The 26,262-nt window shown below is 62.0% G+C and carries 23 protein-coding genes and 1 riboswitch; of the genes, 7 read left to right on the top strand and 16 right to left on the bottom strand.

Going from position 1 to position 26,262, the window contains the following annotated elements:
* Positions 1 to 442: 442 nt before the first annotated feature.
* From cpdA to ACLEJQ_RS18085, 3 genes are all read right to left on the bottom strand, one after another.
* Positions 443 to 1,258: a 3',5'-cyclic-AMP phosphodiesterase gene (gene cpdA / locus ACLEJQ_RS18095; RefSeq protein ID WP_440797091.1), complete on the bottom strand. Its 816-nt coding sequence runs from the start codon at positions 1,256 to 1,258 to the stop codon at positions 443 to 445.
* 113 nt (positions 1,259 to 1,371) lie between these two features.
* Positions 1,372 to 1,824, bottom strand: a complete 453-nt coding sequence (locus ACLEJQ_RS18090; protein WP_440797072.1) for a DUF1249 domain-containing protein — start codon at positions 1,822 to 1,824, stop codon at positions 1,372 to 1,374.
* Positions 1,815 to 2,432: an NUDIX domain-containing protein gene (locus ACLEJQ_RS18085; RefSeq protein WP_440797070.1), complete on the bottom strand. Its 618-nt coding sequence runs from the start codon at positions 2,430 to 2,432 to the stop codon at positions 1,815 to 1,817. The genes ACLEJQ_RS18090 and ACLEJQ_RS18085 overlap by 10 nt, the downstream gene beginning before the upstream one ends.
* A 214-nt stretch (positions 2,433 to 2,646) precedes the next feature.
* On the opposite strand from ACLEJQ_RS18085, the gene ACLEJQ_RS18080 reads away from it, so the two are divergent.
* Positions 2,647 to 3,393 (top strand): DUF3298 domain-containing protein, encoded by a 747-nt coding sequence (locus ACLEJQ_RS18080; RefSeq protein WP_440797069.1) that lies wholly within the window; start codon positions 2,647 to 2,649, stop codon positions 3,391 to 3,393.
* Here the strand turns inward: ACLEJQ_RS18080 and cytX are convergent.
* The gene (cytX, locus tag ACLEJQ_RS18075; protein WP_440797067.1) at positions 3,362 to 4,654 is read right to left on the bottom strand and encodes a putative hydroxymethylpyrimidine transporter CytX; all 1,293 of its coding nucleotides are present in this window, start codon (positions 4,652 to 4,654) and stop codon (positions 3,362 to 3,364) included. The two genes, ACLEJQ_RS18080 and cytX, sit on opposite strands and share 32 nt — an antisense overlap.
* A gap of 212 nt (positions 4,655 to 4,866) precedes the next feature.
* Positions 4,867 to 6,756, bottom strand: coding sequence for a phosphomethylpyrimidine synthase ThiC (thiC, locus tag ACLEJQ_RS18070; RefSeq protein WP_440797065.1), 1,890 nt, complete (start codon positions 6,754 to 6,756; stop codon positions 4,867 to 4,869).
* A 159-nt stretch (positions 6,757 to 6,915) separates the two neighbouring features.
* Positions 6,916 to 7,021: riboswitch (TPP riboswitch) on the bottom strand.
* Positions 7,022 to 7,175: 154 nt separating this feature from the next.
* Between thiC and ACLEJQ_RS18065 the strand changes: the two genes are divergently transcribed.
* Positions 7,176 to 8,615: a TolC family outer membrane protein gene (locus tag ACLEJQ_RS18065; RefSeq protein ID WP_440797063.1), complete on the top strand. Its 1,440-nt coding sequence runs from the start codon at positions 7,176 to 7,178 to the stop codon at positions 8,613 to 8,615.
* A gap of 169 nt (positions 8,616 to 8,784) precedes the next feature.
* On the opposite strand, the gene waaA is transcribed toward ACLEJQ_RS18065, so the two are convergent.
* Complete coding sequence (gene waaA / locus ACLEJQ_RS18060; protein WP_440797061.1) at positions 8,785 to 10,059, bottom strand: lipid IV(A) 3-deoxy-D-manno-octulosonic acid transferase; 1,275 nt, start codon at positions 10,057 to 10,059, stop codon at positions 8,785 to 8,787.
* 22 nt (positions 10,060 to 10,081) lie between these two features.
* Positions 10,082 to 10,972, bottom strand: coding sequence for a LysR family transcriptional regulator (locus tag ACLEJQ_RS18055; protein WP_440797059.1), 891 nt, complete (start codon positions 10,970 to 10,972; stop codon positions 10,082 to 10,084).
* A gap of 103 nt (positions 10,973 to 11,075) precedes the next feature.
* Between ACLEJQ_RS18055 and ACLEJQ_RS18050 the strand changes: the two genes are divergently transcribed.
* From ACLEJQ_RS18050 to ACLEJQ_RS18035, 4 genes are all read left to right on the top strand, one after another.
* Positions 11,076 to 11,408, top strand: coding sequence for a DMT family transporter (locus ACLEJQ_RS18050; protein ID WP_440797058.1), 333 nt, complete (start codon positions 11,076 to 11,078; stop codon positions 11,406 to 11,408).
* Between the two features lie 105 nt (positions 11,409 to 11,513).
* Positions 11,514 to 12,689 carry an NAD(P)/FAD-dependent oxidoreductase gene (locus ACLEJQ_RS18045; protein ID WP_440797056.1) on the top strand — a complete coding sequence of 392 codons (1,176 nt, stop codon included), beginning with the start codon at positions 11,514 to 11,516 and terminating at the stop codon, positions 12,687 to 12,689.
* Positions 12,686 to 13,498, top strand: coding sequence for an aldo/keto reductase (locus ACLEJQ_RS18040; protein WP_440797054.1), 813 nt, complete (start codon positions 12,686 to 12,688; stop codon positions 13,496 to 13,498). The genes ACLEJQ_RS18045 and ACLEJQ_RS18040 overlap by 4 nt, the downstream gene beginning before the upstream one ends.
* Before the next feature lie 33 nt (positions 13,499 to 13,531).
* Positions 13,532 to 14,497: a metal ABC transporter ATPase gene (locus ACLEJQ_RS18035; protein WP_440797052.1), complete on the top strand. Its 966-nt coding sequence runs from the start codon at positions 13,532 to 13,534 to the stop codon at positions 14,495 to 14,497.
* 2 nt (positions 14,498 to 14,499) lie between these two features.
* Here the strand turns inward: ACLEJQ_RS18035 and ACLEJQ_RS18030 are convergent, their stop codons facing one another.
* The 6 genes from ACLEJQ_RS18030 to msbA form a co-directional block, all read right to left on the bottom strand.
* Complete coding sequence (locus ACLEJQ_RS18030; RefSeq protein WP_440797050.1) at positions 14,500 to 15,306, bottom strand: hypothetical protein; 807 nt, start codon at positions 15,304 to 15,306, stop codon at positions 14,500 to 14,502.
* A gap of 70 nt (positions 15,307 to 15,376) precedes the next feature.
* A complete protein-coding gene (locus ACLEJQ_RS18025) occupies positions 15,377 to 16,078 on the bottom strand; it encodes a hypothetical protein (RefSeq protein WP_440797048.1) in 702 nt (233 codons plus the stop codon).
* Between the two features lie 5 nt (positions 16,079 to 16,083).
* Positions 16,084 to 17,058 carry a glycosyltransferase family protein gene (locus ACLEJQ_RS18020; RefSeq protein ID WP_440797046.1) on the bottom strand — a complete coding sequence of 325 codons (975 nt, stop codon included), beginning with the start codon at positions 17,056 to 17,058 and terminating at the stop codon, positions 16,084 to 16,086.
* A gap of 104 nt (positions 17,059 to 17,162) precedes the next feature.
* Positions 17,163 to 18,584: a bifunctional D-glycero-beta-D-manno-heptose-7-phosphate kinase/D-glycero-beta-D-manno-heptose 1-phosphate adenylyltransferase HldE gene (gene hldE, locus ACLEJQ_RS18015; RefSeq protein ID WP_440797044.1), complete on the bottom strand. Its 1,422-nt coding sequence runs from the start codon at positions 18,582 to 18,584 to the stop codon at positions 17,163 to 17,165.
* A 100-nt stretch (positions 18,585 to 18,684) separates the two neighbouring features.
* Entirely contained in the window at positions 18,685 to 19,254 is a 570-nt protein-coding gene (gene cysC / locus ACLEJQ_RS18010) for an adenylyl-sulfate kinase (protein ID WP_440797089.1), read from the bottom strand.
* A gap of 181 nt (positions 19,255 to 19,435) precedes the next feature.
* Positions 19,436 to 21,238 carry a lipid A export permease/ATP-binding protein MsbA gene (gene msbA, locus ACLEJQ_RS18005; RefSeq protein ID WP_440797042.1) on the bottom strand — a complete coding sequence of 601 codons (1,803 nt, stop codon included), beginning with the start codon at positions 21,236 to 21,238 and terminating at the stop codon, positions 19,436 to 19,438.
* A gap of 155 nt (positions 21,239 to 21,393) precedes the next feature.
* Between msbA and ACLEJQ_RS18000 the strand changes: the two genes are divergently transcribed.
* Positions 21,394 to 23,250 (top strand): O-antigen ligase family protein, encoded by a 1,857-nt coding sequence (locus ACLEJQ_RS18000; RefSeq protein WP_440797087.1) that lies wholly within the window; start codon positions 21,394 to 21,396, stop codon positions 23,248 to 23,250.
* Between the two features lie 75 nt (positions 23,251 to 23,325).
* On the opposite strand, the gene ACLEJQ_RS17995 is transcribed toward ACLEJQ_RS18000, so the two are convergent.
* Genes ACLEJQ_RS17995 through ACLEJQ_RS17985 form a run of 3 tightly spaced genes read right to left on the bottom strand, consistent with a single transcriptional unit; the run spans position 23,326 to position 26,242 of the window.
* Positions 23,326 to 24,210 (bottom strand): glycosyltransferase, encoded by an 885-nt coding sequence (locus tag ACLEJQ_RS17995; RefSeq protein ID WP_440797041.1) that lies wholly within the window; start codon positions 24,208 to 24,210, stop codon positions 23,326 to 23,328.
* Positions 24,207 to 25,361: a glycosyltransferase gene (locus ACLEJQ_RS17990; protein ID WP_440797039.1), complete on the bottom strand. Its 1,155-nt coding sequence runs from the start codon at positions 25,359 to 25,361 to the stop codon at positions 24,207 to 24,209. The genes ACLEJQ_RS17995 and ACLEJQ_RS17990 overlap by 4 nt, the downstream gene beginning before the upstream one ends.
* Positions 25,358 to 26,242: a DUF6625 family protein gene (locus tag ACLEJQ_RS17985; RefSeq protein ID WP_440797085.1), complete on the bottom strand. Its 885-nt coding sequence runs from the start codon at positions 26,240 to 26,242 to the stop codon at positions 25,358 to 25,360. The genes ACLEJQ_RS17990 and ACLEJQ_RS17985 overlap by 4 nt, the downstream gene beginning before the upstream one ends.
* Between the last annotated feature and the right edge of the window lie 20 nt (positions 26,243 to 26,262).

The raw sequence follows: 26,262 nt of genomic DNA, 5'->3' as shown, positions 1-26,262 counted from the left end.
CTTCGCGAGCAAGCCCGCTCCCACAATTTGATTGGGTTACGACCGAGAGACAGGTCGGCCGTTAGGCCGCCTTGCTTTTGCTTTGCTTTGGCTTTTGATCTGGGCGCCCCATCAACCACAAGGGCCGAACGCAGGCATTGTGTAGTGGGCAACCCGGCATGGATGCCGGGTTAGCCGCGCTGGGTCATGGATGACCCTTCGCGGCGGGCCCACGGAGCAATGCCGGAGTGAGGGAACACCGAGCGTAAGCGAGGTGCCCAGTGGTGGGGCGAGGCGCTTTTGGTTACTTTTGGCGCCTTATCCAAAAGTGACCCGCCGTCAGGGCGGAACCCTAAGCGGCCGTTACCGCAGAAATGGATATGTACCCGGAAATCCAGGTCGACTATGACGCCGCCATCGCGAACAAGCTTTGCTCCCACGGGTTGATCAATAGGCAAGTGGATCAATACCCATCAGATTCGTAATCAACAGAAAACGCAAACCCAACCACCCGCTCAACCCCCGTCTCCAACCGCCCATCCGGCCAAAGCCGCAACCACCGATACCCCGGCGCCTGCTCCCCCACCGCAAAATCCTCACTCCCCGGCTCGAACTGAATGCACGTCGAAGGCGAAGCCAACAACCGCACCCCATTGCGCTCCTGATCCACCTCCTGATGCACATGCCCCCACAACACCGCCCGCACCTGGGGAAACCGATCCAGCACCGCAAACAGCGCTTCAGGATTTCGCAAGCCGATCGGCTCCATCCACGCACAACCAATCGACACCGGATGATGATGCAGGCACACCAGATGATGCCGCTGTGGCGCTTCGCTCAAGGCATTGACCAGCAGAATGAGCTGTTCCTCAGCCAGAAACCCCGGCACCGAACCCGGCACCGCAGAGTCCAGCAGCGTGATCCGCCAATTGCCGATATCCACCACCGGATCGAGCAGCGTGCTCTTCACCGCCGCCTCCAGCATGACCTGCGGCTCGTCATGATTACCGGGAATCCAGCGCGCCGGCGCGTCGATTCGCCCGCTCATCTGCCGGAAAGCCTCGTAGGATTGCAGCGTGCCGTCCTGGGACAAGTCGCCCGTGGCAAGCAACAGATCAATGTCCGGCTGCCGCTTGAGCACCAGGTCGATCACGGCACGCAGGCTGTCGCGGGTGTTCATGCCCAGCAACGAGGCATCGGCCTCGGCGTACAGGTGGCTGTCGGAGAGTTGGACCAGCAACGCCGCATCGGCGCTGGTCAAGGTGGATACGCTCGGCAAATCGCTCACTCCCAGGCGCTCACGCCGTTGGATGAAGCCGCAATTATGCTGGGGATAGTCGAAAGGGGAAACCCGCGAACCGGAACCGGTTCACAGACACAACAGGACACCCGCTAGCGAACGACTTCGAACTCGTGGCCCAGCGCCAGGCAATGACTCAACCATTCACCCAGAAACAGATTCAACTGGGCCTTTTCATCCGGCTGGTGCATCGAGGCATTGGGATAAGGATAGATGCCGCGAAAGCGTCGTGCATGTTCGGCGCTGACCACTTCGGCCATGCGCGCGTCGTGATAGACCTGGACCTCCAGTTGCGGCACCGGCAGCCACGGCAGGCTGTGTTCCTGGCGCACTTGCAAGGTGGTGGTGTAGGGACAGGTTTGCAGCACTTCGAGCGCCAGCACGCCGAGCATCTGATCGCCGTGAGTCACGGCGATGCGTCGCGGTGCCGGCTCGCTGCGCATGTCCGGCAACAAGCGCATCAGGCGGGCGTAGTTGGCCTCACAGGCGGCCTGCAATCCCACCAGATCGACGCGATAACGATCGCGTAGCTTGTTTAAGACCATAGCCCCCTCACTTCTTCGCGGTTCAAGGCCAGCCATTGCAAGGCAATGATGCTGGCCGCGTTGCAGATACGCCCGTCGCGCACCGCTTGCAGGGCGTCTTCGTAAGCCCAGACCTTCACGCGAATGTCTTCGGCTTCTTCCACCAACCCATGCAGGCCGCCCGCGTCAGTGCTGTCGCAACGCCCCAGGTACAAATGCACGAATTCGTTGCTGCCGCCCGGCGATGGAAAATATTTGGTCATCGGCCACAATGCAGCGAATGCCAGCCCAGCTTCCTCCTGCGCCTCGCGATGAGCAACTTCTTCCGGTTGCTCGTCCTTGTCGATCAGGCCGGCCACCAGTTCCACCAGCCAAGGGTTGGTCGTCTTGCCGATTGCGCCGACGCGAAACTGTTCGATCAGTACCACTTCGTCGCGCTGCGGGTCGTAAGGCAACACACACACCGCGTCATGGCGCACGAACAGTTCACGGTTGATCTCGCGGCTCATGCCTCCGGCAAACAACTCGTGGCGCAGCACGAGGCGGTCGAGCTTGTAGAAACCCTTGAAGCAGGTTTCACGCTTGACGATGTCCACGGTGGTCGGCGCGGCGCTGGCGAAATCGGTCATGACTATCCTCGTGTGCAATGGCTCGGGACGAGGTTCCTACCTCGGCTTCGCGCCATCCTAACGCGCCCGTTGTGTTTGATGCAGCCCCTTTCCACTCATCGGGATAGACGGCAGAAGATGAAAGAACTCTAATTAGCTTAGTGGCGAACTGATTGCCCTGCCGACAGTCGAAGCGGGTAACTTTTTGCCTTTCCCTGTTCCATGAAGGACGCCCATGTCGCTTTTCAAAACCGCCTCAGTGGCCGCCATTGCCTTGACCCTGGGGGCTTGCCAGAGTCTGTTCCAACCCAACTACCGCGCACCGCTGGAAACCACCCGCGACGCCTCGGAGCAATTGCAGCCCGGTTGTGCCAGCGCCGATTGCCCGCTGGTGAATATCGACACCCTGCACTTTCCCGCCGAGCCGGCCCTGGACAGCATCATCGAAAAACGCCTGCTGCAAATGACCCGCACCAGCCCGGACGCCCCGGCGGCGCCGACGCTGGCGGCCTACCGCGAGCAATTTTTGCGCAGCGCCGGGCCGCGTAACAGCAGCTACTTGCAAGCCAAGGTACGCGAGCAGCATGACGGCCTGGTGATCATCGAGCTGTCCAGCTACCTGGACACCGGCGGCGCCCACGGCACGCCTGGCCGTGGCTTCATCAACTATTCGCGCCAGCAGCACAAGGTGCTGACGCTGTCGGACATGCTGCTGCCCGGCCAGGAAGAAGCGTTCTGGAAAGCCGCGCAAGTGGCCCATAACAGCTGGTTGATCAGCACCAAACTGGATCAGGAACCCGACTTCCTGAAACAGTGGCACTTCCAGAAAACCCCGCACATCGCGCTGACCTACGGCGGGGTGATCCTCAAGTACGAAACCAGCACCATCGCCCCCTACGCACTGGGCCACATCGAACTGAAGATCGCCTACCCGCGCCTCAACGGTATCCTCAAGCCCGAGCTGTTCCCCGGCCGTAGCTGAACGCCCGGCCCAGCAGCAGTTGCAGCAGCCCTGCCAGCATGAGTGACGGCAGGGTCGCGCCGATGTCTGGATAGACATTGGCGAGCACGTGATAAGTGCTCACCCCACCCAGCCAGGCCAACAGTGCCGGCCAGCGCAACGCGGCCGATGCCACCTGGCTGCTGCGTTTGCGTAAGATAAAGTGGTCCACCAACACCACGCCGAACAGCGGCGCAAACACCGAGCCGATCAACAACAGGAAATTCTGGTACTGGGCCAACGGCGCGAAGCAGGCGATCAAGGTGCAGATCAGGCCAATCGCCAACGCCAAGTGTTCGACCTTCAGCCCCGAGAGCATGCCGCTGGACACCGCCGCCGAGTGAATGTCGGCGAAGGCGTTTTCCGACTCATCCAGCAGAATCAGCAGCAACGGGATGCCCAGCCCGGCGCCGGCCAGGGCCAGCAGCAACGCATTCACTTCCCCGCTCGGGGCGAACGCCAGGGTGTAGGCGACGCCCAGGCTCATCAGCCAGACGTTACCGATGAAGAAGCCCAGCGCGGTGCCACCGAACACGTTCCTGGCGCGCTGGCCGAAGCGCGAGTAGTCGGCGATCAGCGGCAGCCAGGACAGCGGCATGGCAACGGCGATATCGAACCCCACCGCCAGCGGCATCGAGCCGTCACCCGCCTGGGCCCACAGCGCCGCCAGATCGGCCTTGGCGAACAGGTTCCAGGTCAGCCAGATGCACGCCGCCAGCAGCAGCCAGATGCCCCATTTGCGCAGTACCTTGCGCACGAAGGTCAACGGCCCGCTCACCGCCAGCAGAGTCGCCAGCGCGCCGAAGAATAACGTCCACAGCAGCGGGTTCGAGCCCAGGCTGCCCTCGCTGAAAGCCCGGGCGCCGAGCAGGCTGGCAGCGTCGCGCATGACGATAATTTCGAACGAGCCCCAGCCGATCAGCTGCAACAGGTTCAATATCGCCGGTACGCTCGCGCCCTGGCTGCCGAGGCTGAGCTTGAGGGCGGCCATCGCCGATAGGCCGGTGTCGCTGCCGATCACGCCGACGGCCGCCAGCAGCAGAACCCCCACCAGCGTGCCGAGGACAATCGCCAGCAACGAACCGCTGAGGCCCAGGCCCGGTGCGAGCAGGGCACCGACCTGCAAGACCATCAGGCCGATGCCGAGGGAGAACCACAGGGAGAAGAGATCACGGGCGCCGAATACGCGCTTGTCCAAGGGGACGGCGATGCCGGGGGCGTAGGTGCTGGGTTGGATGTTCACAGAGAGATCTCAAAGGAGATTATGGTTTTGGGTCGATGATCGTCCTCGTGGCGAGGGAGCTTGCTCCCGCTGGTCTGCGCAGCAGACCCAATTCAGACACCGCGTCCTGCCATTCGGAATCGCGGTGCCGGTCTTGCGGCTGCTTCGCAGCCGAGCGGGAGCAGGCTCCCTCCCCACAGGGGTTAGCGGTGCTCTTGTGAACACCGCCCGGATCACACTTTCTTGTAAAGCTGACTACCTTCCTGCTTGAACCGCTCAGCCTGTTCCGCCATCCCTTGGGCGACGTCCACATCCACCGCTTCGATGCGCTGGTTGGCCGCGTACTCACGGACTTCCTGGGTGATCTTCATCGAGCAGAACTTCGGCCCGCACATCGAGCAGAAGTGCGCGACCTTGGCCGAGTCCTTCGGCAGGGTTTCGTCGTGGTACGAACGGGCGGTGTCCGGGTCCAGGCCGAGGTTGAACTGGTCTTCCCAGCGGAACTCGAAGCGTGCCTTGCTCAAGGCGTTGTCGCGGATCTGCGCGCCTGGGTGACCTTTCGCCAAATCTGCTGCGTGAGCCGCGATCTTGTAGGTGATGATCCCGGTCTTCACGTCATCCTTGTTCGGCAGGCCCAGGTGTTCCTTGGGAGTCACGTAGCAGAGCATGGCGCAGCCGAACCAGCCGATCATCGCCGCACCAATGCCGGAGGTGATGTGGTCGTAGCCCGGCGCGATGTCGGTGGTCAGCGGGCCGAGGGTATAGAACGGAGCCTCGTCGCAGCATTCGAGCTGCTTGTCCATGTTCTCCTTGATCAGCTGCATCGGCACGTGGCCCGGGCCTTCGATCATGCATTGCACGTCGTGCTTCCAGGCGATCTTGGTCAACTCGCCGAGGGTTTCCAGCTCGCCGAACTGCGCTTCGTCGTTGGCATCGGCAATCGAGCCCGGACGCAGGCCATCGCCCAGCGAGAAGCTGACGTCGTAGGCCTTCATGATTTCGCAGATGTCTTCGAAATGGGTGTAGAGGAAGTTTTCCTTGTGGTGCGCCAGGCACCACTTGGCCATGATCGAGCCGCCACGGCTGACGATGCCGGTGACGCGCTTGGCGGTCATCGGTACATAGCGCAGCAGCACGCCGGCGTGAATGGTGAAGTAGTCGACGCCCTGCTCGGCCTGTTCGATCAGCGTGTCGCGGAACAGCTCCCAGGTCAGGTCCTCGGCCACGCCGCCGACTTTTTCCAGGGCCTGGTAGATCGGCACGGTGCCGATCGGCACCGGCGAGTTGCGGATGATCCACTCGCGGGTTTCGTGGATGTGCTTGCCGGTGGACAGGTCCATGACCGTGTCCGAGCCCCAGCGGATGCCCCAGGTCAGTTTCGCCACCTCTTCTTCGATGGACGAGCCCAGGGCGCTGTTGCCGATGTTGCCGTTGATCTTCACCAGGAAGTTGCGGCCGATGATCATCGGTTCCAGTTCGGTGTGGTTGATGTTGGCCGGGATGATCGCGCGACCACGGGCAATTTCGTCGCGGACGAATTCCGGTGTGATGACCTTCGGGATGCTGGCGCCGAAGCTGTGGCCGGCGTGTTGCTGGTCAAGCAGACCGGCGGCGCGGGCCACTTCCAGCTTCATGTTTTCGCGGATGGCGACGTATTCCATCTCGGCGGTGATGATGCCCTTGCGTGCGTAGTGCATCTGGCTGACGTTGGCGCCGGGCTTGGCCCGACGCGGATTGTTCACGTGGGCAAAACGCAGCTGGGTGAGCTCGGGGTCGGCCAGACGCTGCTGGCCGAAGTTGGAGCTCAGGCCGGCCAGGCGTTCGGTGTCGCCACGGGCTTCGATCCACGGCGAGCGGACGTCAGCCAGGCCTTTGCGCACGTCGATGATCACATTCGGGTCGGTGTAGGGGCCCGAGGTGTCGTAGACCATTACCGGCGCGTTGATCTCGCCGCCGAAGTCGGTCGGGGTCACGTCGAGGCTGATCTCGCGCATGGGCACGCGGATATCCGGGCGGCTGCCCTGGACGTAGATTTTTTGCGAGCGAGTAAAAGGCTGAACCGATTGCTGATCGACCTGGGCCGAATCACTGAGGTTGATCGCGTTTTTTGATTTTGTCGTCATCACGGGCTCTCCAGACACACATCCAGGCAGTGGATTTTTGTCGGAGCGAACCTGTAACGAATGGACACATCCCATCACGGTTGTGTGGATGCTGTGCTTGATGCAAGACGGTTCGATGATCGAACGACATCCCGGACGAAGCACAAGAGGACTCGCCGGGTGACGAGAAATCTTGTTCCCTACGCAGGCGCTAACCTGATCAGGTTCAACGGGATCCGAAATTATTCGATCTCAGCCTCATAGCAAGGCACCCCGACAAGAACCTGGCCAGTCTAGACACAACCACCAGAGAACGCCATCGCCGTAGCAAAAGGCGTGATGAATGGCGCATATACAGGATTGTTGCCGTGCCTGCGCGCAACTACACTCGCTACGCCGCGCCTCTTGTGCGCACTCATCCGTGAAATAGGGATCGCCTCATGCTGCGCAAACTCTCACTGGCCCTCGCCGTGTCTTGTGCGTCCAATGGACTGGCCTGGGCGGCCGAAGCGCCCCTCACCACCAAGACCGATCTGGTAAGCGTGTATCAAGAGGCGGTGGACAACAACGCCGACCTCGCCGCCGCCCGCGCCCAGTACGGCGCCCGGAAGGAGGTGGTGCCCCAGGCCCGCGCCGGCTTGCTGCCCAATTTGTCCGGCGGCGCCGAAGTCGCCAACGTGCGCACTGATATCGACCAGCCGGCCGCCATTGCGACCCGCAGCGCCCGTTCGTACCAGGCGACGCTGTCCCAGCCGCTGTTTCGTGCCGATCGCTGGTTCCAGTTCCAGGCTGCCAAGTCGGTGAATGAACAGGCCTCGCTGCAACTGTCGGCCACCGAGCAGAACATGATCCTGCAAAGCGCCGAAAGTTATTTCAACGTGCTGCGCAGCCAAGACAACCTGGCCTCGACCAAGGCTGAAGAAGCGGCGTTCAAGCGCCAGCTCGACCAGTCCAACGAACGCTTCGACGTGGGCCTGTCGGACAAGACCGACGTGCTGCAATCCCAGGCCAGCTATGACACCGCCCGGGCCAACCGGATCCTCGCCCAGCGCCAGGTCGAAGACGCCTTTGAAGCGTTGATCACCCTGACCAACCGCCAGTACAACTCGATCCAGGGCATCGTCCACACCCTGCCGATCCTGCCGCCGACCCCGAACGACGCCAAGGCCTGGGTCGACACCGCTGCCAGGCAGAACCTCAACCTGCTGGCCAGCAACTACGCGGTCGATGCCGCCGAAGACACCCTGCGCCAGCGCAAGGCCGGCCACGCGCCGACCCTGGACGCCGTGGCCAAGTATGAGAAAGGTGACAACGACGCCCTGGGGTTCAGTAATCCGAACACCATTGGCCGGCCTTATGGCGGCGACGTCGAGCAGCGCACCCTGGCTCTGCAATTGAATATCCCGATCTACAGCGGCGGGCTGACCAGTTCCCAGGTCCGCGAGTCCTACTCGCAACTGACCCAGACCGAACAGCAGCGCGAAGGCCTGCGCCGGCAGGTGGTGGAAAACACCCGCAACCTGCACCGTGCGGTGAACACCGATGTGGAGCAGGTCCAGGCCCGGCGCCAGTCGATCATTTCCAACCAGAGCGCAGTGGAGGCCACGGAGATCGGTTACCAGGTAGGCACGCGCAACATCGTCGATGTGCTGGATGCCCAGCGCCAGCTGTACACCTCGGTGCGCAACTACAACAATGCCCGCTACGACTACATCCTCGACAACCTGCGCCTCAAGCAGGCCGCCGGCACCCTGAGCCCGGCCGACTTGCAGGACCTGTCGCGCTACCTCAAGCCCGACTACAACCCGGACAAGGACTTCCTGCCGCCGGACCTGGCGCAGGCAGCGGCGGAGCAGTTGCGCTCGCGGCCGGCGCAGTAAATCCCGTGCCCTAAAGGCAAAGCGCAGTTGTGGCGAGGGAGCTTGCTCCCGCTTGGGTGCGAAGCGCCCACCAAGAGCGAGGACCGCCCCGCGGCCCAGCGGGAGCAAGCTCCCTCGCCACAAGCAAGCTCCCTCGCTACAACAGCGTTCTCGGCAGATGTGGGTACATTCAGCCGATCAACCGCCCCAACCCATTCAACAACCGCTGCAATGCCCCCTGGTTACGGCGCATCACCGCAAGCCCCGCCTCGGCCATGCGCTGGGCATCGCGGGGCAGTTCGAACAGGCGTTGTACGGCCAGAGCCAGGCTTTCGGCGTCTTCGACTTCCTGCAACGCTGCGGCGCTGCGCAATTGCGCGGCGATTTCAAGGAAGTTGAACAGGTGCGGGCCACTCAACACCGGCTTGGCCAGCGCCGCCGGCTCCAGCAGATTGTGCCCGCCATTGGGCACCAGGCTGCCACCGACGAACGCGCTGTCGGCCAGCGCATAGAGAAACAGCAACTCGCCCATGGTGTCGCCCAGCAGCACCGAGGTCTGCGTGCCGACCGGCTGGGCGCTGGAGCGCCGGACCGTGGCGAAGCCTCGGCTCTGGCACAGTTGATGGACCGAGTCGAACCGCTCCGGATGGCGCGGCACCAGGATCAACAACGCATCGGGGTAGCTGTCGAGCAACTGCCGGTGGGCGGCCAGCACCACTTCGTCCTCGCCCTCATGGGTGCTCGCGGCGATCCACACCGGGCGCTCGGTGGCTTGCCATTGGCGGCGCAAGGCACTGGCGCTTTCGAGCAGTTGCGGGTCGATGGTCAGATCGAACTTGATCGAGCCCGTGACCTCGACGGTTTCGGCCCGGGCGCCCAACTGACGAAAACGCTCGGCCTCGGCTTCGGTCTGGACAGCGAACAGGCTCATCTCGGCGAGCATTGGCCGGGTCAATTTGGGAAAGCGTGCGTAACCGCGGGCCGAACGCTCCGACAACCGGGCGTTCGCCAACGCCACCGGAATGCCGCGCCGGGCGCACTGGTGAATGTGGTTCGGCCACAACTCGGTTTCCATGATCACCGCGAGGGATGGTCGGACCCGGTCGAGAAAACGTTTGGCCGCGCAGGGCAAGTCGTAAGGCAGGTAGCAATGCTGGATACGTGGCTCGTTGGCGAATAACGCGAGGATCCGCTCGGAACCGGTGGGCGTCATGCAGGTCACGGTGATCGGCAGCTGTGGATAACGTTGCAGCAAGGCGCGGATCATCGGCGCGGCTGCAATGCTCTCACCCACCGATACCGCATGGACCCAGATGCCGCCCGGCACCATGGCCGGCAAGCCCCAGGAGAAACGCTCGCCGATACGCCGGGCATACGCCGGCGCCTTGCGCGAGCGCAACCACAGCCGAATCGCTACCAGTGGCAGCCCCAGATAAAACAACGCGCTATAGAGAGTTCTGTTCATGGCGGCGGAGTTTATCGGTTTTTCAACCGATCGCCTGCAACTGCACGGCAAAACGTTCCGCCAACCAGCGCGCCGCCGGGCCCATGGGCTCGTCGCGCCGCCACACCAGCTCCACCACCAGCGCCGGCGGGGTCCATTCGCTGTTGAGTTCGACCATGTCGCCCAGGTACGCCGGGTATTGCACCACGTGGCGCGGCAGCCAGGCCCAGCCCAGGCCGCTCCTCAACCATTCGGCCAGGACGTAGAAACTGTCGGCGCGCCAGACCTGCGGGCTGGCCTGCTCGCTACCCGGGTAGACGCTGGATTGGGTCGCCATCAGCAACTGCCGGTGCCGGGCCATTTCCAGGCAGGTCACGTAGTCCAGATCGGCCATGGGATGCCCGCGGCCACACACGGTCACCATCTCGACGCTGCCCAGCACCCGACGCTCCAGTTCCCCTGGAATCTGCTCGTGGTAGAACAGCAGCCCCAGGTCGGCGCGGCTCTCCACCAGTTTGCGCGCCACATCGCCCTGGGCGGCGCTCGCCAGTTGCACTTCGAGGGTAGGGAACTGCTCGGCCAAGGCCGCCAGGCTGTCGATCACCGGCTGGTACGGCATCGCCTCGTCCTGTGCCAGGCGCAGCCGCGCTTCCTGGCCGCGCATCAAGGCCTGGGCCCGACCATTGAGGCGTTCGCACTGGCGCAACACTTCCCGCGCCTGTTCCAGCAACGCCGCACCGGCCTCGGTAAGTTGCGGCTGACGCCCGCTGCTGCGCTCGAACAGGCTGACGCCCAGGTCGGTTTCCAGCAGGGCTATCGCGCTGCTGATCGCCGATTGCGCCTTGCGCTGGTCACGAGCAACCGCAGAAAACGAGCGCTTTTCAGCGACGCCGACAAACAACCGCAGTTGCTCCAGATTCCAGTGAACGTTCATAACGCACCCTATCTCGAATACAGATAGGTAATGACTTTACCGCATCTGTCCAAGCTCTAGAATCGCCGCATCGAAAGACGCAACCTGGAAAGAGGAACTGCTCATGAACGCTTACTACTACCTGGCCATCGCCATCTGCGCCGAAGTGATCGCCACCGTTTCGATGAAAGCGGTGAAGGGCCTGAGCACACCCCTGCCCCTGATGCTGGTCATCGCGGGCTACGGCATTGCGTTCTGGATGCTGACTCTGGTGGTGCGTACTGTTCCGGTGGGTGTGGCGTATGCAGTCTGGGCCGGGATGGGCATCGTCATGGTCAGCGTGGCCGCGCTGTTCATCTACGGGCAGAAACTGGACATGCCGGCCATGCTGGGGATGGCGTTGATTGTGTTGGGGGTCGTGGTCATCCAGCTCTTCTCGAAGACCGCCGGGCATTGAAGCTGCAAGCTGCAAGCTGCAAGCTGCAAGCAAGGCTACCCTCTCGCTTGTAACTTGAAGCTTGAAGCTTGAAACTTGCAGCTTCATTCCCCCTGAGGTCGCTGCATGCCATCCGTTATTTCCACCGACGTTCTGATTGTCGGCGCCGGAGTCGCCGGCCTCTGGCTCAATGCACGCCTGCGTCGCCAGGGTTTTTCGACCGTGCTGGTGGAAAGCGCCAGCCTCGGCGGCGGGCAGAGCGTCAAATCCCAGGGCATCATCCACGGTGGCGCCAAATATGCCTTGCACGGCGCCCTGACCGGCGCCTCGGAAGCGATTGCCGACATGCCCCGGCGCTGGCGCGAAGCCTTGAAGGGCGACGGTGAGCTGGACCTGTCCGGCGTGCGCATGCTGTCCGATGCCCATTACCTCTGGTCCCCGGGCACCTTGGCGGGCAATCTCACCAGCTTCTTCGCCAGCAAGGCCGTGCGCGGGCGGGTCGATCAGGTCAAGGGCGAACAACTGCCACCGGCCCTGCAAGACAAACGCTTCAAGGGCAAGGTCTATCGCCTCGCCGAGCTGGTGGTGGACGTCCCCAGCCTGATCGCCCGCCTGGCGGAACTGGCCGGCGACAGCCTGCTGGCCGGGCAGCACATCGAACCGCTGCATGAAAACGGAGAACTGGTGGGCCTGAAGGTGGATGAGCGCGAGATCCGCGCCCAACGCATCGTCCTCAGTGCCGGCGGCGGCACCGCCGAGCTGCTCAAGGCCCTGGGCCTGGACCAGCCGGCCATGCAGCGTCGGCCGCTGCACATGGTCCTGGTCAAGGGCCCGAGCCTCAAGCCGCTGTATGCCCATTGCCTGGGCGGCGGCCCCAAGCCGCGGGTCACCGTGACCACCCATCCGGCCGCCGATGGTCAGTGGGTCTGGTACCTGGGTGGCGACCTCGCCGAAGGCGACGCCGTGGCTCGCGAGCCGGCCGCGCAGATCGCCGCCGCGCAAAAAGAACTCAGTCAGTTGCTGCCGTGGATCGACCTCAGCACCGCACGATGGGCCACCCTGCGGGTTGATCGCGCCGAACCCTTGCAGTCGGGCCTGACCCGCCCGGACAACGCCTTCCTCGCCGAACAGGACCGCCTGCTGGTGGGCTGGCCGACCAAACTGGCCCTGGCCCCGGATTTCGCCGACCGGGTGATCAACGCGCTGCAACGCGATGGCATCCAACCAAGCCATCCGGCGCCGTTGCCCGGGCTGCCGAAGCCGCCGATGGGCATGACGCCCTGGGAGCAACTGCTGCCATGAGCCAGCCGACCCTGCACGAATTCTATCGCCCCCTGGGCCTGAATGGCCCGCAGGTCTCTCCCCTCGGCCTGGGCACCGTCAAGCTCGGCCGCGACCAAGGCGTCAAATACCCCAACGGTTTTCGGATTCCCGATGACGACGAAGCGCGCATGCTGCTCAAGCTGGCACGCGACTTGGGCATCAACCTGATCGACACGGCACCGGCCTACGGCCTGAGCGAAGAACGCCTCGGCCCGTTGTTGCGCGGCCAACGCCAGGACTGGGTGATCGTCAGCAAGGTCGGCGAAGAGTTCAGCGACGGCCAGTCGCGCCATGACTTCAGCGCCGCCCATACCCGATTCTCGGTGGAGCGCAGCCTCAAGCGCCTGGAAACCGACTGCATCGACCTGGTGCTGGTGCATTCCGACGGCAGCGACCTGGCGATCCTCAACGACAGCGAGGTCTACCCGACCCTCGCGGCGCTCAAACGCGAGGGCAAGATCGGCGGCTTCGGTTTTTCCGGCAAGACCGTCGACGGTGGCCTGAAAGCGCTTGAGCAAGGCGATTGCGCAATGGTCACCTACAATCTGAACGAACGAAACGAGAAGGCTGTCATTGACTACGCAGCCGGGCACGGCAAAGCAATCCTGGTGAAGAAAGCCCTCGCCAGCGGTCATGTCTGCCTGAGCCCGGGAGTAGACCCGGTGCGCGCCAGCTTCGAACTGTTGTTTGAACATCCCGGCGTCGCCAGTGCTATTGTCGGCACCATCAATCCGCTGCACCTCGCCCATAACGTCGCGACCGTAGCCAAGGTCCTGCGTGACAACTGACGCCGCCCGACGCGGCATGAAGAAGGAGTCGACATGCCGCGTACGCTCATCAGAAAGAACCCCAGCAACTTCAAGACCCTGCCCCTGTTCGTCGAAGCGACCCCCGAAGGGCTGACCTACCAGAGTGTCGGGATGCCGCTGAATTTTTCCCAGACCCTGCAGCGTCGGCGCCCGGTCACGGTGGCCGATGCCGAGCGCTTTTCCCTTGAGCTGGCGAACCTGGGCGTGTCGGTGCGACTGACCCTGCATTGGCAGAACCGCGACTATTGGGTGCTGGTGCGCCAGCGGCGCCAGGATCGCGGCGACGTGGTGCTCAAGTTGATTTCCGGCTACGTTCCGGCCCATGAGCTGAACCTGCCGCTGCTCACCGCCATCAGTGAGATCGCCGAGGAATGCCTGCTGGAAACTCCTGAAGGCTGGCTCGGCGGACGCTTCAACGACACCTGGCTGCCGGCCCCGTACGCCGCTGCCCTGCACTATCGCGAAGCCCTGCCGTTTCGCCTCACGCCGTTGTCGGGTTCGGCCCGCCCGGTGCGCACGGGCAACCTGCAATTGATCGAGCGACCACGGGCCTACGTGCATCTGCCGACGGCATCGCTGCAGTTGATCTATGACTTGCGCCTGGACGTGCCCAAGGAAGCCAAGTCACTGAGCCTGTTTCATGTGGATGAGCGCCTGGAGGGCGATCAGTTGGTGGCGCGCCTGGATCGCAAGCGCCCGGACCTCTACCTGATGCCGCTCAAGGACGCCAAGCCGACGGGCGAGTTGTATACCGTCAAGCGCGATCAACTGATCCCGGCCAGCACCCGCGGCCTGCATCTTGCCGAAAGCTTCGCCAGCCAGGATGGCTGGGTGGTACGCGATGAACGTATCCGTTGGAAGGACTGGATGGTACAGCAGGGCCTGGAGATACCGCCGTCCCGTCGCCAGGGCCTGACCCGGCTGCGCAAAAAAGCCCTGGGCCTGATGCGCATGGTCCGTGGGACGCTGCAAAAATAGGTTCAGGCAGAGCGACGCTTATCCAGATAGGTGCGCCAGCGGGCAAATAAGTGGAAGTAACGGTTTTCGCGCTTGCCCATGCCACGCTTGGGCGAGAACGATTCCTCGGCAAACTCGCCGTTGATTCGCACCCGCGAGGCGGTGGTCGGCAGGGTACAGACCCTGACACGCGCCTGCTGCAAGGCGTATTTGAGCAGCCGCTCGGAGTGCAGCTTCCTGCCGGTGGCCTGGCAGAAGTCGAAAATGCGTTCGATCCGCCGGCCATAAGCCCGGTAGGCATCACGTCCGCAGATCGCGAACCGGTCATTCAAGCCGCCCCACCATTGCCAGTCCGGAATGTAGGCATTCATCCGACGGGCATCGGGGTGCGCGAACACATACGTCGGCAGTGCGGTGTGGTAGCAGTTGTCGGGGCGGACGAACACGACGAAGTCCGGATCGAACGGCTCCATCATCGCCGTGACGGTGTACAGGGAGTTGAGCTGGTAGATCAGGTTTCGCAGCGACGCGTGCCCGTCCGCCCAGGTATCGCCCAGTGCCTTGACCCGCTCGAAATCCCAGCGCTCCAGAATCCCCTCGGTGGAATCGAGCTGGCCGGTCATGGTGCTGAACGGCGCATAGTTGTCGGCTTTCAGCTCGCCTTGCTCGCCGGAGCGCGGGTTGTTGATCCCGTCGATCTTGTACAGGTGATAGAAACACCGTACGTCGCTGCCTGCAGGAATCTGCGCCAGAACGTTTTCCTGGATGGAAGGAAAGCAGATTTCCGAGTTTCTCGGGATACCGAAGAATGCCACCGCAACTTTCAACACGCGTGCTGCCCCTGTAGAAAAGAAAAGACCTGCGACGCTCCGCCAGTCGATGCGCCCGCGGCCACTTGGCTCAGCGCCGACGAAACCAGCGCTGCCACCAACGGCTGGGTTGTAATGGCACCACCGTCACGTCGGCCTCCAGCAACCATTGCCGCTCATAATCCCAGGCGTGTCCGCCCCATAGCTTTCCCGCTTCGTTGGAGAAACCCAGGGTCATCAGCCGATAGGAATAGCCCGCGTGGCCGCGCAACCAGTCGAAGACCACCAGCGCGTTGAAGCCCGTCGAAGGGCCGACATAGCGCTTGCCGCCAGGCCGGTCGACCGGGTAATTCCACAACGCAGGCAGCGGAATGCGTTCGCGATACAGGGTGACGCCCGGCAGCGGTGACATGGGCGCCGTGCATCCCACCAGCATCGTGAAGCAGCGCGCCTCAGGCTGTTCGAACAGTCGCTGCACCTCGGGCTTGTACGGCAGGCCGAAGAAATATCCATCCGGTGCGTTGAAGCCGTGCACGAATACGTTGACGCTCTGCCCGTTGAGCAGCGCCGACTTCACGCAGGTGTTGAACGTCACCACCACATCATCCCGACCGATATCCAGCGCCTGGAAATCCGCCGCCGTAATGGCCGGATTGTTCGCCACCAGCAACACCCGCGAAGCCTTGCCCAGGCAATCCTTCAAGGCCTGCGGGATGGCGTCCACTACCGATTGATCGCCGCCAGGCAGCCGATCCAGGGCCATTTCGCCTGATTGCGCCACTCGCTCGTCCATGTCGTCTACCCCGGCACCTGCATGCCATAGCGAAGCTTGACCCACCAGCGGATGAGCGCCGAGGGCGGCTGCCAGGGGCGCATCTGGCGCTGGATTTCAGCGGCCAGGTCCCGCCCGACACGAGCGAACGAATACCGGCTCTCGGCGAAGGCCTGGCCATTGCTGGCGATCCGCGCCGCCAGTTCCGGCTCACGTTGCAGCAGCTCCAGCTTCTGCACCGCTTCGTCCTCGTCGTGGTAGAAAACCACGTTTTCCATGTCCTCGAAACCCAGCAACTTGTCCTCTTCGCCCTGGCTCCAGGCCAGCAGCACACATCCGCAGGCCATGGCCTCGAAATTCTTGATCATGAACTCGCCCATGCCGAGGTCGGCGCTGACGAAGATCTTGATGCGATTGAGGGTTTCCAGGTATTCGCGCCCCGACTCGGTGCGCGTCACCAGCATGCCGGTACGCCGCGCCAAGGACTCGAGCAGTGCTTTGCGCAAGGCGTATTCGGTACTCTTGAGGCTTCCCAGGAAGCCGACGGGGATGTCCCGAACAGCGCCGGTGTTATGCAGCATCTGCTCGTCATATCCCTTGGAAACGAACACCGCATCGATGCCCTCGGCCTGCATCCGGCGAGCGACCACCGCCCCCGATACCAATGCCCGAGAACTGGGCAAGCGACGATACAAGCGCGAGTAGACGCCTATGTACTTACTTTCGCGCATGTAGTTCTGATACGCGTCATGCTCCAGGAAAATCAGGCCCGGGATGCACTTCAATACGTTCAGTTGCCGAACCAGGCGCTTGACCCGCGAGAAAATCACCACGCGATCGAAGTCCTGGTAATTGACCGATGCCAGGAACGGGCCGAGGTTCATTTGTTGCTGTTTACTCAAGCGGTAGATGACACAGTCATCGCAATTATCCCGCGCCACCTCGTAGAGGCGGTCAAGGATTACACGCTGTTCATCCATCACCAGGAGCATGACTTTCATAAACTAGTCGACCACGAAACGAATAGGGTAGAAGCGATGGACGGATCCGTCGTCCTGCGCGGGAGGCGCTTGTCTCGCACCTGCGAAGTGAAGCCTGATTTAACTCAACGACTGCGAATCTTCTCGACAATGGCAGTGGTCGAGCTGTTTTCCACCAGGCCCAGCACTTTCACCGTGCCACCGTAGGCCGTGACAATATCCGCCCCCACGACTTGATCGATCCCGTAGTCGCCGCCCTTGACCAGTACATCGGGCCTGACCTGGCGCAGCAGGTTTTCCGGCGTGCCTTCGCTGAAGCTGATCACCCAATCCACCGCGCCAAGGCCGGCCAGGACGGCCATGCGCCGGTCCACGCTGTTGATCGGACGGCCCGGGCCCTTGAGACGGCTCACCGAGGCGTCGTCGTTGACCGCGACGATCAAACGATCGCCCTGGGCCCGGGCCTGTTCCAGATAGGTCACATGGCCAGCATGCAGGATGTCGAAGCAGCCATTGGTAAACACGATTTTCTCGTTGTGGGCACGGGCGTCGTCAACCGCCAGCAATAGCTGCTCCAGGCCCAGCACGCCGCGCTCGGAACCTTCCTCGCGCTGGATGGCGCGACGCAGTTCGGGGGCGCTGATGGCCGCCGTACCCAGCTTGCCGACCACGATGCCCGCCGCCAGATTCGCCAGGGCGACCGCGTGGGGCAGTTCCTCGCCGGCAGCGATGGCGGCGGCCAGGGTCGAAATCACGGTGTCGCCGGCGCCGGTTACGTCGAACACTTCGCGGGCACGGGCCGGCAGGTGCAAGGCAGGATGATCGGGACGCAGCAACGTCATGCCGTGCTCGCCACGGGTGACCAGCAGTGCACCCAGGTCGAGCTCTTGCATCAGTTGCGCGCCCTTGCTCACCAGCTCGTGCTCATCGGCGCAACCGCCGACGATGGTTTCGAATTCACTGAGGTTCGGGGTGATCAGGCTGGCGCCACGGTAGATGGAAAAATCCTTGCCCTTGGGGTCCGCCAGGACCGGAATATTGCGGGCACGGGCCGCCTGGATCAACGCCTGGTGGTTCTTCAAGGCGCCTTTGCCGTAATCCGACAATACCAGCACCTTGATGCCTTCAAGCAAGTTGTCGACATCCGCACCGAGGGCCAGGGGATCGGTGGCGAAAGGCTCTTCGAAGTCGATCCGCAACAGTTGCTGGTGACGGCTCATGACCCGCAGCTTGACGATGGTCGGCTGGTGCGCGATGCGCTGGAAGATTGCCCTCACGCCCGCGCCCTTGAGACTGTTGGACAAGCTGTCGGCGGCCTCGTCGTCACCGGTCACGCCTACCAGGGACGCCGGGGCGCCGAGAGCGGCGATGTTCAGGGCAACGTTGGCGGCACCGCCGGGACGATCCTCGATGTGCTCGACCTTGACCACCGGAACCGGGGCCTCAGGGGAAATCCGTGAGGTACCGCCATGCCAATAGCGGTCGAGCATGACATCGCCGACCACCAGAACAGGGGCTTGATCGAATCGCGGCATGGACAACTTCATGGAGCATCCCACATACAAAATGAACAGGGGCGCGATATTAGCACAGGGTTGGACGAAGGCTTATCCGTGGCTGCAATGCGATAGCGGTATGCGTGCTCGATCAGCCCTGCAGCAATGCCAACAGCCGCTCGCAGGCCTGGGCCAGCTCCACCTCGGCGGTATTGATTGCGCAGTCCGGTTCGAGCGGCGCTTCGTAAGGGCTGTCGAGCCCGGTGAAGTGCTTGATCCGCCCGGCGCGGGCTTCGCGGTACAGCCCCTTGGGGTCGCGCTCTGCACAGACCTCGAACGGTGTGCTCACGTAGACTTCCAGGAAGCCGCCTTGAGGGAATAACTGCCGGGCCGCGTCGCGGTCTGCGCGAAACGGCGAGATCGCGGCGACGATCACGATCAGCCCCGCATCGACCATCAGGCGCGCCACCTCGGCGATGCGCCGGATATTTTCCTTGCGGGACTCGGCGTCCATGCCCAGCCCCCGGCACAGCCCCTGGCGCAAGTTGTCACCGTCCAGCAACGAGGTGTGCAAGCCCTGCCGGTTGAGCTGCACTTCCAGGGCATTGGCCAAGGTCGACTTTCCCGCGCCCGAAAGCCCGGTCAGCCAGATGCAGCGAGGGCGCTGGGCTTTGATGGCGGCCCGGTCCCGAGGCGTGACAACTGGCGCATGCAGGCTTATCTGCGCCGGTTGCTTGAATACCTTTGAGGTGTCATCCACAGCCGAGCATCTCCTTGTCGCACGAGGACACCCGCCGGATCGTTCGGCGGCCCCACCCCCAGCATAGTTTCCCCTACCGACACCGCTGCGCGCTGCCGGGCTCGGTTCAAACGAAAGCCAACTGCCGAGGGCCAGCTGCGCTTCAGGCCATGTCTTGCGCCGGAGCGTCCAGTCCCATGGCGTTCAGGCGTGCATAGTAGCCGTTCTGCGCCAGCAGTTCGCCGTGAGTGCCGCGCTCGACGATGCGGCCCTGATCCATCACCAGGATCAGGTCGGCCTTCTCGATGGTCGACAACCGGTGGGCAATCACCAGGGTGGTCCGGCCTTTCATGACCTGATCCAGCGCGGCTTGGATGTGCCGCTCGGACTCGGTATCCAGGGCCGATGTGGCCTCATCGAGAATCAACAACGGGGCGTTTTTCAACAGGGCCCTGGCGATGGCCAGGCGTTGACGCTGCCCACCGGACAACAGCACGCCGTTTTCACCGACCTGGGTGTCCAGGCCCTGGGGCAATTGCCTGATGAAGTCCATGGCATAGGCGTCCTGGGCCGCCTTCTCGATATCGGCACGCGGCGCTCCCGCCAGGTCGCCGTAGGCGATGTTGTTGGCGACCGTGTCACTGAACAGTGTCACGTGCTGAGTCACCTGGGCGATATGACGACGCAGGTTCAACAGTTTGTACTGCTCGATTTCAACGCCATCGAGCAGGATTTCGCCGTCATGGTGGTGATAGAAACGCGGGATCAGGTTCGCCAGGGTGGACTTGCCGCTGCCCGAGCGTCCCACAAGCGCAACCATCTGGCCGGGCTCGACCGAGAAACTGATATCGTCAAGCACCTGCCGGTCAGTATCCGGGTAGGTGAAGCTCAGATGGCGCACGTCCAGGCGCCCGCTGACGGCCTGACGCTCGACGGTGCCGGTGTCGGTCTCCGGTGTGACATCCAGTTGCTCGAAAATACTTTCCGCCCCCGCCACACCTTTCTGAATGGTGGAACTGACTTCGGACAACTGACGGATGGGCTTGGGCAGCAGACCGGCCAGGGTGATGTAGGCCACCAGATCGCCCGCCGAAGCATCCCCGCGCAGAAACAGCACCAGGAACATCAACGTGGCCATGGCGCTGTAGATCACCAATTGCAATAAAGGCGTGTAAATCGCCCCGGTACGCGTCATGCGCAATTGTTTATCGGTATTGCTGTGACTGGCCTCGAGAAAGCGCTTCTGCTCATACACCTCGCCGCCGAAGCTGCGCACCACGCGATAGCTCTGGATGGTCTCGGAGGCCACATGCGTCACGTCACCCATCGCGACCTGGATTTTCTTGCTCTGCTTGCGAAATTTCTTGCTGGCGGTGCGGACCATGACCGCGATCAATGGCAGGATCGCCACCATCACCAGGGTCAGGCGCCAATTCATGACCAGCAGCGAGGCGAACAGGAAGATGACCGTCATGCCTTCGCGGATCACGACCTTGATCGCGTCCGTTGCAGCGCCCGTTACCATCGTCACGTTGAAGGTAATCCGGGAAATCAGGTGACCGGAGTTGTGCTTGTCGAAATAACGGTTGGGCAAGGTCAGCAGGTTGTTGAACAACTGCACCCGCAGATCGTGCACCAGGCCCAGCGAAACCTTGGCCAGGAAATAATTGCCCAGGTACGAGCCCAACCCCTGCCAGGCAGCGATCAGGATGATCAGCAGCGGTACGGCCTGCAATAATTGCAGGTCGCGCAGGTAAGGCACCGACGGGAACAGCACCGCGTTCGGGTTGGAGAGGCCATCGACGAAGTACTTGAGAATGTAGCCGAGCATCGGCTGGGTAGAAGCGAAAATCAGGAAACCGACGATGCTCAGCCCGAACAAGCCGATGTAGGGCTTCACGTAGCCGAGCAGGCGGAAATAGATTTTCAAGCTCGAAGGGCTTGCAGCAAGACGGGAGTCGGCCATATCACGCGAATGTCGATAAAAAGGTCGCTGACTTTAACACAGCTTCTTCGGTGTTCTGGCAAACCGGTAAGGCTGTTATTGTTATGCCGCTGCCAAAATACGCCATAGCCATCACCGTGAATGGTCCACTCGATTCCAGAAATGAATTCCTGAGCATGCTATCCAAGCGCTACACCACGCCCCATAGGGTTTTCGATTTCATCTGCCTGTGGATTCTTCCGCTTGGCTTCCTGCTACTTCTGTGCGCCTTGTTCTTCCTGCCGGGGCGCAGCCAGCACCATAAATTATTCTATGGCCTGTTCAGCATTCCGACCCTGATAGCCCTGTGCATCAGGCCGGGTACGCTGAAGGAACTGGTCCGCGAACCAATTTTCGTCGCGCTTGTGGTGTTCGCGGGCTGGGCGTTGATCAGTCTGACGTGGACCCCCGAGATCGAGGGCATCGCACGCCCATTCAAGACCGCATTGCATACCGCATTGTTGTTCGCCGGGTGTTACCTGCTGGTGCGCTACCGTGGCGACCTGCTTCACCCCGTGTTGTTCGGTGCTGCAACCGTAGCCCTGATCGCCACGCTGTATAACTTGTACATGTTTTCCCGGACGTATGAACCAGGCATGCGCCTGATCGGCACCGGCGCCCTGGACAACCCGCTGCTCGCCTCCCACCTCTACGGGTTCTTTTGCGCCTACTGGATCAGCCTGGGCATGCTCTGGAAGAACCGCCACATTCTCTGGCTATCCGTGCCTGCCACCCTGGTCATGTTCACAGCGATCGTCGCTACCGGCTCCAGGACACCGCTGGTCGCATTGGTGGCCGCCATCCTCTGGGTCGGTATCCTATGCTGGAATCGTCGCTCGCTTGTCCTGTACGGGCTGATGATCATGGGCGCAATCATCGTAAGCGTTTTGTTCAGCGAGACAATCTTCGCCCGCGGAGACTCATACCGCTTCGAAATCTGGCAGATCGTGCTGCAGAAAATCGCCCAGCACCCATGGATCGGTCATGGCTACGGGGCGGACCTTCAGGTTGATCCAGGCGTGGGCTACATGCTGTCCGAACCCCACAACTTTGCCCTTGGCGTTTTGTATTACGTCGGCATCGTAGGGTTGGTGCCTTGGCTCTTCATGCAGGCCTGGGCCTTGTCGAGCGGTTGGCGTTACCGGGTCCATCCCTTGCTGGTCGTGGCCTCGACCTGGTTGATATACGGCATGAGCGCAGCGCTCACGGAAGGCGGAGGCATCCTGTCCCGGCCAAAGGAGCATTGGTTCCTGTTGTGGATTCCACTGGCCCTGATCGCTGCCTTGAGCATCAATTACCGCGCCAGGCGCCTGCTGAATATCCCTGTGGAGCAACTGACGCCGCAAGCCCTGGAAACCCTCTCGGCGGGCGCTCAAGTGATCGAATCCGACGGGCTCGGCCCAAAGGTCCTGCGCTTGTCCGGGGGCGACTTCCTCAAACTGTTCCGGGCGCGCCGCTGGTACACCTCGGGCGGCTTCAATCCTTATTCCGAGCGCTTTGCCGTCAATAGCCTGCTGCTGCGAAACCTGGGCATCCAGAGCCCGACGATACTCGCCCTGTACCATTTGAAAGATGGCAGCAGCGCCGTGCACTACGTTCCTTTGCCAGGAATGACCCTGCGCCAGGCGCTGCAAGGCGCATCCGCGCCCGCGCAACGCCATGCTCTTGTACGGGGCTTCGGCAGATTCCTGGCGCAATTGCATGAGCGCGGCGTGTATTTCCGTTCCCTGCACATGGGCAATGTCCTGGTGCTGGATAACGGTGAGTTCGGCCTGATCGATATCGCGGACATGTACGTTTATCCGTCTTCGCTCAGGCTCGCGCTTCGCCAGCGCAACCTGCGTCATATGCGTCGCTACAAGGAAGATTACGGATGGCTGTTTGAGCAGCACCTGGACGCGCTGCTCGATGGCTACGCCACGATTGCCCCGCAGCCGGCAGTCGATGACCTGCAAAAGCGCATCCTGTCGGGAAGCAGCCCAGCCCAGGCATGATGACGCGCCTACCGAGGACCGCCGCTCAATAGTGTAGCGGCGGCCCCCACGCGCACGGCTCTGCGGGGGCGCGACTCAGTGCTTTTCCAATGGACAGAAAAACAGACGCCCAAGGCCCCGCCAGGTTTTCTTGTTCCAGGCCCTGAAGGGAATCTGGGCCAGCAGCTCGCGCGCGAACGCATGGTCGCGATTCGAGGTTTTCAGGAACATGGAATTGAGGAACTTGTAACGCACCTTGTCATAAAGCGGATGGTCGCTGAACAACGCGTAGGTACGCAGAATACTGTCGGTCATGAACCGATGGTTCTTGTAGGAGTTGGTCGCGTGCTTGCGGTAACGCGCCATCAATACACTCAACCCGTCGATAAAATAACCGGCTCGGGTCACTTTCAGTTCGATCAACAGGTCTTCCAGGCGAATCTGTGGATCGAACCCCCCGACCTTCTCCAGCGCCTCGCGACGGATCATCAATGTCGGTGCCGGTGGATAGGGTTTGCGCTCCATGAACATGTCTTCGAAATCAAGCCGCCGGAAAGGCACATCCCGACGCTGGCGACTCTCGGGATAAAGGTTCCCGTCGGCATCGATCAGTTCGATATTGCCCGCGCAGATTCCGACCTCGGGCTTGCCGTCCATGTACGCCACCTGAACGGCGATCCGCTCGGGCAGCATGATGTCATCCGAACCGAACGGCACGATCAGGCTGCCGCTGGAGCGGGCAATTGCATCATTCAGCGTATTGGTCAGCCCCTGGTTCTGCTGGACGCGAAAGTCGAAGCCGTGTGCGGCCTGCAAACGCTGGATCCGCTCTACACTGTCGTCGGTGGAGCCGTCATCGATCACCAACAGTTCGATGTTCGGATAGGTCTGTCCCAGCACGCTGAGGATGCACTCTTCGATGTAGCGGCCATGGTTATAGGACGCGATGATCACGGTGACAACGGGCTGCGCGGCGCTCATGGCTGCTCCTTACGGGCTTGATCCAGGCCGGTCTCGATCAACTCGAGGTATTGGCGGCGGAACACGTCGATGTCGTGGTGCTCGACCAGGTAACGATAGGCACGCTCGCCACACGTCTTGAGCTCGGCATCCGAAAGCCCCAGGTAGGTTTCGAGCGCCTTCGTCAGGCCTGGCACATCGGCCGGCTTTACCGCCAGGCCTCCAGCCCCTTGGATCAATGGCAACATGGCCGGTACGTCAGACGCGATCACCGGCAGATGCCCGCTCATGCCTTCCAGCAGCGCCAACCCCAGACCCTCGGCCAGCGATGGCATGGTCCAGATGTCGAACGCCCGTACATACTGCAGGGCGTTTTCCTTGAAGCCCAGCAAGTGCGCCCGGCCGTTCAGGCCCAGTTGCTCGATTTGCGCCGCCAATCGTGATTCTTCGCGGCCGGCGCCAATGATCGCCAATTGTACCGAGGGATATTTATCCTTGAGCGCGGCGAAAGCCTCAAGCAGATAAGTATGTCCCTTGACCGGCACCAAGCGGCCCAGGGCGCCGACCAGCCTGACCGAAGGGTCGATACCCAGCATTTCACGAGCCCGCTCGCGCGGATGCTGCAAGGCTTCAGCCTGCTCGATATCAATGGCGTTGGTGATGGCATAAGTGTTGGCGTCGGTAAAACCGCAACGACAATCCAGCAGGTACTGTTTGACCGCTGGCGAAACACCGACAAATCGCCAATGACGATCCACCTGCCGCTCGGTCTGGCGGCGACGGTAGAACCGGTCATATTCACCGAACCCATGGGAAATGCCGATGCACAGCGGAATCTTCAGCCACCGATTGAGCTGCAGCATCATGTTGACGGGCTTGAAGCGATTGCACACGACCACATCGAACTTTTCCCTGCGGCAGAACTGGTACAGCTGCCACATCGCGCGAAGCCGCAGGCCCTTCAACGCCTTGTCGGAAAACTCGAAGTAAACCGAATGATCGGCCCGGCTCACCGCCTCGCCAGGACCCGGACGACCTCGCAGGAAAGCTGCCGTTACCTCGTAACGCTCTCCGGGCAGCGCCTTGACGATCTGCTCCGCCAAGTCGGCGAAGTCGTGTTGCTTGACGTTGTAGTCCGGCTGCAGCTGCAGCACTTTGAACCGCTGGCTCATATTTCTCCCTGGTGGAAACCTGTCGCATCGATCACCCAGGCTGGCGTTGTCGCCAGTCGCTGTATCTCGACAGGGTCTGGCTCCGGCAGTGCCGACCATTCGTTGCGCTTCCAGCATACGAAATGAAAATACGGGAACGTGCGATCCCCATCCCGATCATTGGTCAGACGGCCATTGCGCCAGTTCCAGCGAAGGGGGAACTGCTGCGAACCGTCGTGCCATTTTATGCAGCCACCCGGCGTGCTGAAGGCTTCGGTGAACTCACTTCGACGACGCCACGGATTGAACTTGCCCACCAGGTTAAACAGCGGATCGGGAAAGTTCTTGCGCCACAGGAAAATCCGGCTGAACGCCCCTTCATCCAGGGCCAGGTGCCGATCATCGATAAAACGTTCTTGCCAGTTGTTGATCCGCTTGAAAACTTCACGGCAAGCAGCCGTGTTGCGGATCAGGCACAAATGCCCGGCAACGCGGCGTTCATGGGTTGAGAACAGGTCGCGACGGGCGAGACGCTCGGCGGTGAAATATTGCCGGAGATTACCGTACACCACATCAATATCGCCAAAGGCCCAGAAATCATAGCCTTCCAGGCGGTCGGCATGAATGTACCCGAGGGCCGGCTTGATGTCGCACAGCTTGTACGCCTGCGCCGGCTTGAACTCGATATCCAGCCGCCGGGAAACCAGCTGGCAGTACGCCTCGAACGTGGTGGTTTCAATGGTAACGTTAGCCGGCAGATTTTCCGGAATCCCGCAGTCACTCAGTAGCAGCCAATCAATATCGGGGTTATGCCGACAGCTTTCCAGAAACAGCGGCATCCAGAAAGGCCAACGTCCGAAATACGGAATGACGAAAACAATACGCGGACAAGGATTGATCAAGACAAGCTCACATTTACCAG

This window comes from Pseudomonas sp. SMV71 (genome assembly GCF_052042015.1).
GTDB lineage: Bacteria > Pseudomonadota > Gammaproteobacteria > Pseudomonadales > Pseudomonadaceae > Aquipseudomonas.
This window is presented reverse-complemented; position numbering and strand designations above follow the sequence as displayed.